This is a genomic window from Candidatus Sulfuricurvum sp. RIFRC-1, assembly GCF_000310245.1.
Lineage (GTDB): Bacteria > Campylobacterota > Campylobacteria > Campylobacterales > Sulfurimonadaceae > Sulfuricurvum.
Window position 1 is genome coordinate 1,052,565 of record NC_020505.1, and the last position, 12,988, is coordinate 1,065,552.

Here is a 12,988-nt window from a genome sequence, read left to right on the forward strand (position 1 = left end):
GCGTTAAAATATCTGCGAATAATAAGGAAACTTTTAATGCCCAGTGTACAAAAAATCATTATCAATCAAAAATATTATGGTTCGATCGAACTTCCCGATACCGAAAACGGACGTAGAGTCTTAGCCATTGTAACGCGTGCTTATACCTCTCGCAGACCGATAAAGGTTAATCTTTTATTTTCTCCCGGAAAACTCCGTGCTCTTGGCTTCTATCAAAAAGGGGGAGCATGGCAGGAACTTCAGGATTTGGAACTCTACATCGAATTGGGGAAGATTTTGCGTTTTAACACGGAGGATGCCATAAAAGTCAAAAATAGCATTGAACTGATCAACGATATGGCTCACAGCCATTTTAATATCGCGAAGAGGCTGACATTGGTCAACAAGAGTACCAAAACGTCTGCAAGCAGTGCCTATTTGTTCTGGGACATTGAAAATTTTTCCAATATAGCTCCGATATTTAATGACTTGATTGATAAATACTCAATAGAAGATCATCATATTTACATCGCCGCTAATCCGGATTCTCTCTATTTATTTAAAGATGAATGGGAAGCAAACCTTTATGATTATGGCAAAACACTCAAATCGTTCAACTTTACCAAATGTGATCACGGTAAAAATGTAGCGGACGGTATTTTGCTGGAGAACTTTAAGCAGCTTAATCTTAACAATAGTGATGTTTATGTCATGACATTTGATCGCGAGTTAAAAGATCTTTTTATTGCCGCATGCGATTCGAGTAATAATCTTTACATGATGCAATAAAGCAATGTCGATTCATAGTCAAAATCTCTATTATAATGAAAGCTCTTTTTGGTCACTTTCATAACGCTATGTAACCATTTGAATCCATTGTAATTTTATAGTAAATTCTTTCGAAAACCTCTTGACATCTAAGACTAAATCCCCTATAATTCCCGTCCACAAACGATGAGACGCTTCGAAAAGAAGAGTCAAGTTTGAGTTTGAGATCATTGAAAACTAAGTAGGTCAAACGGTTCGAGACGGTGTCTTCGAGACGTTGACCTTATGTCAACACAATACAACAACCGTCTATTTACTTTGATTGGGTTAACCAATCACCAAAAAGTAAAATAGATAACAATTTATGAAGCCAATGATTTTAACATCTTGGGTCATAGGATTGGACAAACCAATTATGGAGAGTTTGATCCTGGCTCAGAGTGAACGCTGGCGGCGTGCCTAACACATGCAAGTCGAACGATGATGGAGAGCTTGCTCTCCTGATTAGTGGCGCACGGGTGAGTATACCATAGATAATGTACCTCTTAGTTCGGGATAGCCACTGGAAACGGTGATTAATACCGGATACTCCTTCTTACTTTAAGGTAAGTCGGGAAAGTTTTTTCGCTAAGAGATCAGTCTATGTCCTATCAGCTAGTTGGTGAGGTAATGGCTCACCAAGGCTATGACGGGTATCTGGTTTGAGAGGATGATCAGACACACTGGAACTGAGACACGGTCCAGACTCCTACGGGAGGCAGCAGTGAGGAATATTGCACAATGGAGGAAACTCTGATGCAGCAACGCCGCGTGGAGGATGACGCATTTCGGTGTGTAAACTCCTTTTAAGAGGGAAGATAATGACGGTACCTCTTGAATAAGCACCGGCTAACTCCGTGCCAGCAGCCGCGGTAATACGGAGGGTGCAAGCGTTACTCGGAATCACTGGGCGTAAAGGGTGCGTAGGCTGGCTTCTAAGTCAGATGTGAAATCCAATGGCTTAACCATTGAACTGCATTTGAAACTGGGAGCCTAGAGTTCAGAAGGGGCAGATGGAATTAGTGGTGTAGGGGTAAAATCCGTAGATATCACTAGGAATATCAAAAGCGAAGGCGATCTGCTGGGATGATACTGACGCTGAGGCACGAAAGCGTGGGGAGCAAACAGGATTAGATACCCTGGTAGTCCACGCCCTAAACGATGAATGCTAGTCGTCGGGGAGCTCGTCTCTTCGGTGATGCACTTAACAGATTAAGCATTCCGCCTGGGGAGTACGGTCGCAAGATTAAAACTCAAAGGAATAGACGGGGACCCGCACAAGTGGTGGAGCATGTGGTTTAATTCGAAGATACACGAAGAACCTTACCTGGCCTTGACATGGTAGGAACCCTTAAGAGATTAGGGGGTGCTAGCTTGCTAGAACCTACACACAGGTGCTGCACGGCTGTCGTCAGCTCGTGTCGTGAGATGTTGGGTTAAGTCCCGCAACGAGCGCAACCCTCGTCGTTAGTTGCTAACAGTTCGGCTGAGCACTCTAACGAGACTGCCTTCGTAAGGAGGAGGAAGGTGAGGACGACGTCAAGTCATCATGGCCCTTACGGCCAGGGCTACACACGTGCTACAATGGGGCGTACAAAGAGCTGCAATACCGCGAGGCGGAGCCAATCTCTTAAAGCGTCTCTCAGTTCGGATTGTTCTCTGCAACTCGAGAACATGAAGCTGGAATCACTAGTAATCGTAGATCAGCTATGCTACGGTGAATACGTTCCCGGGTCTTGTACTCACCGCCCGTCACACCATGGGAGTTGATTTCACCCGAAATCGGGATGCCAAACTGGCTACCGCTTACGGTGGAATTAGCGACTGGGGTGAAGTCGTAACAAGGTAACCGTAGGAGAACCTGCGGTTGGATCACCTCCTTTCTAAGAGTAACGACGAATCCTTCATTGGATTGCGTCATCTTAAAAAATCTCACAGAAGTATTGTCTTGACCGTTTACCTACTTAGTTTTCAGTGATCCATGTTATTTGACATAATACATATGGGTTTGTAGCTCAGCTGGTTAGAGCACACCCCTGATAAGGGTGAGGTCGATGGTTCGAGTCCATTCAAACCCACCAGATTTTAAGACATAAGCATAAAGCTTTCGGCTTCACGTACTAGAGTACGCTTTGCCTCACCTTTATACTTCTTTCTCAAAATCACGATCACTTATCTGGGGAATTAGCTCAGCTGGGAGAGCGCCTGCTTTGCACGCAGGAGGTCAGCGGTTCGATCCCGCTATTCTCCACCAGATCTAGATCAGAATACGAAGTCTGATTCAAGTACTTAATTTAGAGTATTTGAATTAGACTTTAAAAGTCTAATGTTATTTGAATTATTATTGTTAAGTCGTCAACTAAATATGTTTGACATAGAGCAATCTATGAGAAACAAATTTAACTAAGGATTGATAGATTTCTTGAGTCTCCTGCGCAAGCAGGAAGCTTTAGGGGATTGCAAAGGACATTTGTCCTTGCCGCTTGAATGGGCTTTGCTCATTTAAGTGTATTAATCCAAACGTAACTACAAACACATTTCACCGTCTTATTCTTAATAAGGCGGTGAGCGCAAATTAGAAAAAGATATTAAGGGCCATAGGTGGATGCCTTGGCTGGTAGAGGCGATGAAGGACGTATTAGGCTGCGATAAGCCTCGGGGAGCTGCCAAAGAGCTTTGATCCGGGGATTTCCGAATGGGGCAACCCAACATATCGAGAGGTATGTTACCCTACGGGGGGCGAACTCAGGGAAGTGAAACATCTCAGTACCTGAAGGAATATAAATCAAACGAGATTCCCAAAGTAGCGGCGAGCGAAATGGGATTAGGACAAACCGATTGCTTGCAATCGGGGTTGCGGACTGCATACGGCATTGCGAGTCGATAGAAGAATGAGTTGGAAAGCTCGACCATAGAGGGTGATAGTCCCGTACTTGAAATTGACAGACAGCTAGCAGGATCCAGAGTAGGTCGGGACACGTGTTATCTTGACTGAAGCCGGGGGGACCACCCTCCAATCCTAAATACTACTACCAGACCGATAGCGAACTAGTACCGTAAGGGAAAGGTGAAAAGAACTGCGGTGAGCAGAGTGAAATAGAACCTGAAACCTATGGCTTACAATCATTCGGAGCCCTATTCTTTATGAAGGGTGACGGACTGCCTTTTGCATAATGAGCCTGCGAGTTGTGGTGTCTGGCAAGGTTAACCTCACGGGAAGCCGTAGCGAAAGCGAGTCTTAATAGGGCGAATTAGTCAGATGCTGCAGACCCGAAACTAAGTGATCTATCCATGAGCAGGTTGAAGCTGGTGTAAGAGCCAGTGGAGGACCGAACCGGTGGGTGTTGAAAAACCCTCGGATGACTTGTGGATAGGGGTGAAAGGCCAATCAAACTTAGTGATAGCTGGTTCTCTCCGAAATATATTTAGGTATAGCCTCGAGTCGTAACATGAAGGGGTAGAGCACTGACAGGGCTAGGGCTGCTTACCGCGGTACCAAACCCTTTCAAACTCCGAATACTTCATGCGTAATCTCGGGAGTCAGGCGGTGGGTGATAAAATCAATCGTCAAGAGGGGAACAACCCAGACTAACAGCTAAGGTCCCAAAGTCGTATCTGAGTGGAAAAAGATGTGGAGTTGCTGAGACAATCAGGAAGTTGGCTTAGAAGCAGCCATCCTTTAAAGAAAGCGTAACAGCTCACTGATCTAGCGATTCTGCGCTGAAAATATAACGGGGCTAAGATACGCACCGAAGCTTTAGATTCGTATTTATACGAGTGGTAGGAGAGCGTTCCAAACAGCGTTGAAGGTATACCGGTGAGGAGTGCTGGAGCGTTTGGAAGTGAGCATGCAGGCATGAGTAGCGATAAAAGCAGTGAGAATCTGCTTCGCCGTAAACCCAAGGTTTCCTACGCGATGCTCGTCATCGTAGGGTTAGTCGGGACCTAAGTCGAGTCCGAAAGGGGTAGACGATGGCAAGTTGGTTAATATTCCAACACCGACAATTGTTCGTTTGAGTGATGGGGGGACGCATAGGGCTAATCGAGCTCACTGATGGAATAGTGGGTCGAAGGACGTAGGCTGAAACATAGGCAAATCCGTGTTTCATTAGGCCGAGATCTTACAGGCCGAGCAAAATCTTCGGATTGCGCTTGGAATCGATGATGCCGTCGTGCCAAGAAAAGCCTCTAAACGAGAACAATTGTCGCCCGTACCGTAAACCGACACAGGTGGGTGAGATGAGTATTCTAAGGCGCGTGGAAGAACCCTGGTTAAGGAACTCTGCAAACTAGCACCGTATCTTCGGTATAAGGTGTGCCCTAAGTATGTGAAGGAGCTAGCCTCTGGAGCAGAACCGGGTCGCAGCAAAGTGTCCCTCCCGACTGTTTACCAAAAACACAGCACTCTGCTAACTCGTAAGAGGATGTATAGGGTGTGACGCCTGCCCGGTGCTCGAATGTTAAAAGGATGTGTCAGCGCAAGCGAAGCATTGAATTGAAGCACGAGTAAACGGCGGCCGTAACTATAACGGTCCTAAGGTAGCGAAATTCCTTGTCGGTTAAATACCGACCTGCATGAATGGCGTAACGAGATGGGAGCTGTCTCAACCAGGGATCCAGTGAAATTGTAGTGGAGGTGAAAATTCCTCCTACCCGCGGAAAGACGGAAAGACCCCGTGCACCTTTACTATAGCTTGACATTGCTATTGGGATACTTTTGTGCAGGATAGGTGGGAGCTGTTGATGCTGTGACGCTAGTTGCAGTGGAGGCAATCTTGAGATACCACCCTTGAGTATTCTGATAGCTAACTCGCATGCGTTATCCGCATGGAGGACACTGTCTGGTGGGTAGTTTGACTGGGGCGGTCGCCTCCTAAAAAGTAACGGAGGCTTACAAAGTTCGGCTCAGAAGGGTTGGAAATCCTTCGTAGAGTATAATGGCATAAGCCGGACTGACTGTAAGACAGACAAGTCGAGCAGAGTCGAAAGACGGTCATAGTGATCCGGTGGTTCTGTGTGGAAGGGCCATCGCTCAAAGGATAAAAGGTACGCCGGGGATAACAGGCTGATCTCCCCCAAGAGCTCACATCGACGGGGAGGTTTGGCACCTCGATGTCGGCTCATCGCATCCTGGGGCTGGAGCAGGTCCCAAGGGTATGGCTGTTCGCCATTTAAAGCGGTACGCGAGCTGGGTTCAGAACGTCGTGAGACAGTTCGGTCCCTATCTTCCGTGGGCGCAGGAGAGTTGAGGAGAGCTGACCCTAGTACGAGAGGACCGGGTTGGACGTACCACTGGTGTACCAGTTGTTCTGCCAAGAGCATCGCTGGGTAGCTACGTACGGATGTGATAACCGCTGAAAGCATCTAAGCGGGAAGCCAACTCCAAGATGAACTCTCCCTGAAGTTCCCTTGAAGACTACAAGGTTAATAGGCTAGGTGTGTAAGAGAAGTAATTCTTTCAGCTGACTAGTACTAATAGAACGTTCGTCTTTTTTACATATGATTTGTGCTCTCACCGCCTTATTAAGCATAAAGGTGAAATGCAAATGTGGTTACGCGTTGACGACTTAACAATAAGAATTAAGTGACAAAAACACTTAGAATCAATCACACCAACGGTGTTATTGATTCTGAGTGTTCAGGTGGCTATAGAGAGGGGGAAACGCCCGGTCCCATTCCGAACCCGGAAGCTAAGACCCTCATCGCTCATAATACTGCATCTTTCAGGTGTGGAAACGTAGGTCGCCGCCTGGCCTCAGATTTTTATCCTTCTTTTCCAACTTCTTTTTTAAACAATCACAATCTCACATTTTTACAATTTCATTTACAAAATACTAGCTTATTATTGAATAGTTCTATCGTTCAACCAAAATAAGGGTAGTTTAGCAGTATGGATACAGTAACAATAAACGATGCACGACCAAAATGCTACAAATGCTATCGCCCACTCACTTCATGTATGTGCTCATACGTAAAACCGATTGAAACACAGACAAAATTTGTGATATTAATGCACCCAAAAGAGTTCAAAAAGACGAAAAACGGTACCGGTCATCTGACACATCTCTCTTTAGTAAATTCTGAACTTTACGTTGATATTGATTTTAGCGGGCATAAAGCGATTAATAGTTTGATTGATAACAATAATAATCTCTGTTATGTCCTTTATCCAGGAAAAAATAGTATTAATATTAACACTCAAAAAATTGATAGAAGTGGAAAACAGATCGTCATCTTCATTATTGACTCAACATGGCCCTGTTCCGTTAAAATGCTTCGTCTCAGTCGGAATCTCCAGAACTTGCCTCGTCTCAGTTTTACCCATACCAAAATATCGCAATTTCAGATTAAAGAGCAGCCAAAAGAGTTTTGTCTATCCACAATTGAATCAACACAAACAATTTTAGAGCTTTTGAATGATCAAGGATTAGAGGTGCTGGAAGAGGGAACTTTGAAGAATTTTATCGATCCGTTTACCTCTATGGTGGCATATCAGATTAAATGTGCAACGAACAATGAATCTAATACGGCACGATTTATAAAGCGAGATTAGTTATATCTCTTTGCAAAATGGGCTGCACCCAAAAGGGCTGTTTCCGGATTTAGAGAAACCTTGACTGATATATTTCGAAGCATCGGTTCAAAACGACCTTTTGCAACAAAGGCATTGATAAATGCATCGCTTTGTAAAAAAGGTAAAATTTTAGGTGCAATTCCTCCACCGATATAAACTCCTCCCAATGACATTGTTTTAAGTGCCAAATTCCCTGTCTCAGCACCGTAAATTTCACAAAATAGCCTCAGTGTTTCGATACAGAGCGGATCGTGAAACTCTAAGGCATTTTTGCTGATATGTCCATTTTTATCCTCTTTTTCACTGAGATTTTTCATCCGGTCCGATTCGGGTGCAAAACCGCTTTCATGTAAAAAATCATACAGTGCCGAAATCCCTGGACCCGATAGTATCCTCTCCAAACTAACGTGTTTCGGATAATGCTGACGCAGCCATAGCAAAAGAGCATCTTGTTGTTCATTTAAAGGGGCAAAGTCACAATGCCCACCCTCAGAGGCAATCGGATGATACGATGTGCCATCATAATAGAGCATTGACTCTCCTAATCCGGTTCCTGCTGCGATTACCGCGCAATTTCCTTTTGCATAAACAGCGTTTGGATTCAAATCAATAAATTCATCTTTATCTAAACAGAGCATGCCATACGCCGTCGCTTCAAGATCGTTAAGGAGAAAAACTTGCGTAATGCTGAGGAGCTCTTTTAGCTCATGTGCTGATATTTCCCAAGGCAGATTGGTTGTACGACACCGTTGCTCGATGATGGGACCGGCAATTGCGAAAGATGCCGAGGTGATCAGTATATCGACATACATCTGTCTGAAGTCATGAAGTATATCGCCCAATCTCTCATACTTTCGGCTTTCAAATTGATGCTGAAAAAGTATCTTCAGTCTATCACCCTCTCTTTCAAAGAGTGCTAGAGATGTTTTAGTTCCACCAATATCACCTGCAAGGATCATTATGTTTCCTTTATGGTGTAAATTATGGGTTAAATTGTATCGTGTTCTTCCTAAGATTCTATCCAGTAACTATATGTCACCAAATGGATTCAAATAATGCTATGATTAACCTCTAAGATTATAATTATGTATTAATATGAAGAGAAAAGGAGCTCAATGAAAGCTGTGGTTATGGCCGGTGGTTTTGGAACACGAATACAGCCGCTTACAAATTCTATCCCTAAGCCAATGTTACCGATTATGAATCGACCAATGATGGAACATACGATTGTAAGTCTCCGTGATTTAGGCATTAGCGAATTTATTATCCTCCTTTATTTTAAACCTGACGTGATCAAAGAATATTTTAAAGACGGCAGTGCATGGGGGATCAAGATTACTTATGTTGTTCCTGACGATGATTATGGAACAGCCGGAGCGGTCAAAAAAGCTCAAGAGTATATCGGGGATGAAAATTTCATTATTATCAGTGGTGATTTGGTAACCGATTTCGATTTTCAACAAATTTTTGATTATCATAAAGCGAAACAATCCCGATTAACCATCACACTTACCTCGGTAGAAAATCCTCTCGAATTCGGTGTCGTTATTGCCAATGAAGAGGGGAAAATAGAGAAGTTTCTCGAAAAACCAAGCTGGGGCGAAGTGTTTAGTGACACGATCAATACCGGAATCTATATTATTGAGCCGGAGATTTTGGAGTATATTCCTAAGAATGAGAATTTTGATTTTGCCAAAGATCTTTTTCCACTTTTAATGCGACAGGGGATTGATTTGATGGCGGGATACGCTCAGGGGTACTGGCGTGATGTTGGAAATCCTGAGAGTTACCGTGATGTGTATGAAGATATTTTGGCGGGAAAAATTAAATTTAACATAGGTGGCGAAGCAGTTAAATATCCTGATGGTGTATTGATTTGTGAAGAAGACAATACCCTCGATGAAAGTGTCGAGGTGGTCGGAATTGTTCTCATCGGTAAAGAGGTAACGGTTAAAAAAGGCTCAAAACTCACTAACGTCGTAATCGGAAACAATGTTACGATCGGGAGTGCTTCGAAAGTAGCCAATACGGTTATCTGGGACGATGTTGAGATCGGTAAAAATGCCAAACTTGATGGATGCGTTATCTGCTGTAACAACCATATCGGTAAAAATGTAACCGCCAAATCGGGATTGATTTTAGCGCAAGGGTGCGAGATCGGTGAACTCGTAACCATTGAAAAAGATGTTACGATCTGGCCGAATAAAGTGATTGAGGATGCCGCAATCGTTAGCCGAAGTGTGATTTTGGGGAGTAAATACAAAAACTCTATTTTTGAAGACGGGATGGTTATCGGTAAATCAAACGTCGAACTTTCCTGCGAAATGGCCACAAAACTCGCTGAGGCATTCGGTGCACAGCTGCCGGTTGGATCTACTGTATTGGTTTCCCGCCATTATGATAAAAGCTCTCGCATGTTAAAACGGGCATTTTTAGGAGGGCTCCTCTCTGCCGGAGTCGATGTCGTTGATTGCAACGCGATCCCTTCATCGGTCATGCGTTGCAGTCTTTCGTTTCATGATAACTATACCGCAGGGGTACATTTTCATCAAAAAATTGATGATCCAACCAGTACGGTCATTACCTTTTACAATAATGAAGCACTTCGAATCAACAACGATGTTGCCAAAAAAGTGGAAAAAGCCTTTTTTAAAGAGACGTATCGACGGGTTGATTATTCGCAAATCGGGCAGATCTATCCTCTCGATCACAAACGAGAATACAGCGAATATAAAAAAGGGATGGAATCAATCTTACATTCCCATCGGTTTAAATGTCTCGATTGTCGTATAGCGGTTGATTTGACACATGGATTGGCTTCCGAAGTGTTCCCGGACATTTTGAACGATTTAGGTGTCGAACATATTATGTTTAACGCTTATGCGGATGAACATCGTCTCTCGAATATCAATACGTTGATTAAACGCTCCCATGAAGATATGGGCGCTGTCATTCAAGCGCTTAAACTGGATGCCGGTTTTATCCTCTATCCTCACGGGCAAAGACTTGATATTATTTGCGATGAAGGAAAGCCTCTTACCAAGCAAAGTGCCTTGTATGTGGTATTGACGCTACTCAATATGGATGCAAAAGCACATGGATCGAAAAAAAGAGTTTTCTTGCCGACATGGGCAGCGGATATTGTCTATTTTGACCACCTCGAAATAGAGCGAGGTCAATACGCTAATTTTAAATCCGCCAAAATGAAAACGTATGATTTGGTCGCAACGGGAGAGGGAAATTTTACTTTTACCGAGTTTGCAACCCATCGAGACTCGATGTATTCCACCCTCAAAATACTGGAGATGATCGTGACGCACGGAGTAAAACTCTCTGAAATTATCGATTCTCTACCGCACTTTTTCTATGTAACGATTCAGGTTCCCTGCACCCAAGCTCTGAAAGGTAAAATGATGCGAAGATTCCTCGGTGATGCGAAGGGGAAAGAGTCTTCAACTCTCGATGGTGTGAAAATCTGGCTTGACAAAGATGATTGGGTATTGATGATTCCTGATCAATACGGCGATTTTTTAAATCTCACGATTCAAGCCAAAAACGATGAGAAAGGGGAACATTACACTCAGCTTTATAAGGCAAAAATCGAGGAATGGGCCAAATCCTGATGAAAAAATCATCCTTGAATCTCTCATTTTTCTGGCATATGCACCAGCCTGATTATCGGGGAAGTGATGGGGTGATGAGGATGCCGTGGGTTTTTTTGCATGCCATCAAAGATTATTATGAAATGCCATGGCTGTTGAGCGAATATCCTGGGCTCAAAGCAACGTTTAATCTCAGCGCATCGTTGATTGAGCAGCTTCATCTTTATGGTGAACCGCTGAAATTTGATTATTTTTTATCTCTTTGGTCTCTCTATCCCTCAAATTTGGAGGAGTCGCAGCGTAAATGGGTCATTAAGCTCATTACCGCTATGCAGTTTGAAACGATGGTTCGTCCGATAGAACGGTATGCTGAGCTTTATTATCGTGATTCGTTTAGTGATGACGAACTGATTGATTTGGAAGTGGTTTTTATCCTTGCATGGTGCGGAAACTATCTGCGACAGCATAACGAAGAAGTCAAAAGGCTGTTGGAACAAAAACGAGGATTTTCGCAACACGATAAAGAGACGTTATTGGAATCACTCTCTACATTTATCGCTGAGATTCTTCCGCTTTACGCTTCCCTTCAATCTCAGGGAATTGTATCGGTTTCAACGACCCCTTATTTTCATCCGATCCTCCCTCTGCTGGTCGATATGCAAAATGCTAAAAGAGCGAATGAAACGACCGTATTGCCTGAAGGGGGCTATTCGCTTCAAGAAGATGCATACGAACATGTACGACTCTCGATTGATTTATATGAGAGAACTTTTGGGCGCAAACCGAGCGGTTTTTGGCCGGCAGAGGGGGCGGTGGATGAAAAAAGTGTCGAAATTTATAAAGAAGAGGGAATAAAGTGGATTGCCACCGATGAAGCAATTCTGTATCGATCGCTCCAAAACGACGATCCCGCTTTGCGCTATAAATCCTATCGTTTCAATGACGTCTTAATCGGGTTTCGTGATCATGCTCTGAGTGATCTGATCGGGTTTGAGTATCGTCATCGAAGCGGAAAGAATGCGAGCCGTCATTTTATGGGTGAACTCGAAACCATTGCGCTTAATCATGATAATCCGAATGTTTTTGTCATTGTTGATGGAGAAAATGCGTGGGAGTTTTACCCCAACAACGGATTCGATTTTTTTCAGGGGCTTTATGGAGCATTGCGCGATACTGCATGGTGTCATACCCTGACCATGGACGAGATATCAATGCAGAGCGGGACTTCTGCTTTGGAATATCTTCATCCGGGTACATGGATACACGGAACTTTTGATACATGGGTTGGACATCGTGAAAAAAATCGGGCATGGGAATTGATTTTTCAGACCCGTCGTGAGTTCGAGAGATATAAAGACGGGTTAAGTGATGAGGTCAAAAAACAGATAAAGTACCATCTTTTAGCTTCAGAATGCAGTGATTGGTTTTGGTGGTACGGTGAGGATCACAATACCAATTTTGCACATGAATTTGATACCCTTTTTCGCACACATCTGATCGATATTTACAAACTTTTGGGGCTCTCGGTTCCTGAGACTCTTTTGATCCCTATTATTTCCTCGGAATCCGAAAAATCCGCATGGATTAAACCGTGCAATATGATCTCGCCACAGCTAAACGGAGAGAAACGTACTTTTTTTGATTGGATGGGATGCGGGTATGTGGATGAGCAGAAAATATTTGGAACGATGGAGCGCTCACGCGGACCGATTAATACGCTGTTCTATGGATTTGATGCTGAAAATTTATACGTTGCCTTTGAGGGAAATATTGAGGGGTTAGAAGATATTTCGATTGAGATATTGATTGAAGAGAGTGAAAAATCGCTCAATCTCAAACCGCATAGCTTTGAAAATCGGCTTGAATTTTCTTTTTCTCGAAATCATTTTTTATCGAATGGGAGTGTGCATGTCCGTTTTAAACTTAAAAGCGGAGTCAAAACACTCCAATCGTTGCCGGGATTCGGGTCATTAAAAGTTGATTTGACAGAAGATTTTACTAGTGACTGGTATATATAGGAGAGGGT

Annotated in this window: 5 protein-coding genes, 2 tRNA genes and 3 rRNA genes; 9 read left to right on the forward strand and 1 reads right to left on the reverse strand. The window is 43.6% G+C overall.

From position 1 onward, the window contains the following. Window positions 1-36: 36 nt before the first annotated feature. From B649_RS05415 to B649_RS05445, 7 genes are all read left to right on the forward strand, one after another. Window positions 37-768 carry a hypothetical protein gene (locus tag B649_RS05415; RefSeq protein ID WP_015653508.1) on the forward strand — a complete coding sequence of 244 codons (732 nt, stop codon included), beginning with the start codon at window positions 37-39 and terminating at the stop codon, window positions 766-768. A 391-nt stretch (window positions 769-1,159) separates the two neighbouring features. After that, window positions 1,160-2,669, forward strand: a 16S ribosomal RNA gene (locus B649_RS05420). 121 nt (window positions 2,670-2,790) lie between these two features. Next, window positions 2,791-2,867, forward strand: a tRNA-Ile gene (locus B649_RS05425). A 97-nt stretch (window positions 2,868-2,964) separates the two neighbouring features. After that, window positions 2,965-3,040, forward strand: a tRNA-Ala gene (locus B649_RS05430). Window positions 3,041-3,364: 324 nt separating this feature from the next. After that, window positions 3,365-6,283 (forward strand): 23S ribosomal RNA (locus B649_RS05435). 141 nt (window positions 6,284-6,424) lie between these two features. Further along, window positions 6,425-6,540, forward strand: a 5S ribosomal RNA gene (rrf, locus tag B649_RS05440). The 16S, 23S and 5S rRNA genes sit together here with 2 tRNA genes alongside, the layout of an rRNA operon. A gap of 136 nt (window positions 6,541-6,676) precedes the next feature. Next, window positions 6,677-7,339: a tRNA-uridine aminocarboxypropyltransferase gene (locus tag B649_RS05445; RefSeq protein ID WP_291750949.1), complete on the forward strand. Its 663-nt coding sequence runs from the start codon at window positions 6,677-6,679 to the stop codon at window positions 7,337-7,339. Here B649_RS05445 and glk read toward each other — a convergent pair. Then, entirely contained in the window at window positions 7,336-8,319 is a 984-nt protein-coding gene (gene glk / locus B649_RS05450; RefSeq protein WP_015653510.1) for a glucokinase, read from the reverse strand. The two genes, B649_RS05445 and glk, sit on opposite strands and share 4 nt — an antisense overlap. 156 nt (window positions 8,320-8,475) lie before the next feature. Between glk and B649_RS05455 the strand changes: the two genes are divergently transcribed. Beyond that, window positions 8,476-10,983 carry a sugar phosphate nucleotidyltransferase gene (locus B649_RS05455; protein WP_015653511.1) on the forward strand — a complete coding sequence of 836 codons (2,508 nt, stop codon included), beginning with the start codon at window positions 8,476-8,478 and terminating at the stop codon, window positions 10,981-10,983. After that, the gene (locus tag B649_RS05460; protein ID WP_015653512.1) at window positions 10,983-12,980 is read left to right on the forward strand and encodes a glycoside hydrolase family 57 protein; all 1,998 of its coding nucleotides are present in this window, start codon (window positions 10,983-10,985) and stop codon (window positions 12,978-12,980) included. The genes B649_RS05455 and B649_RS05460 overlap by 1 nt, the downstream gene beginning before the upstream one ends. The last annotated feature ends 8 nt before the right edge of the window (window positions 12,981-12,988 follow it).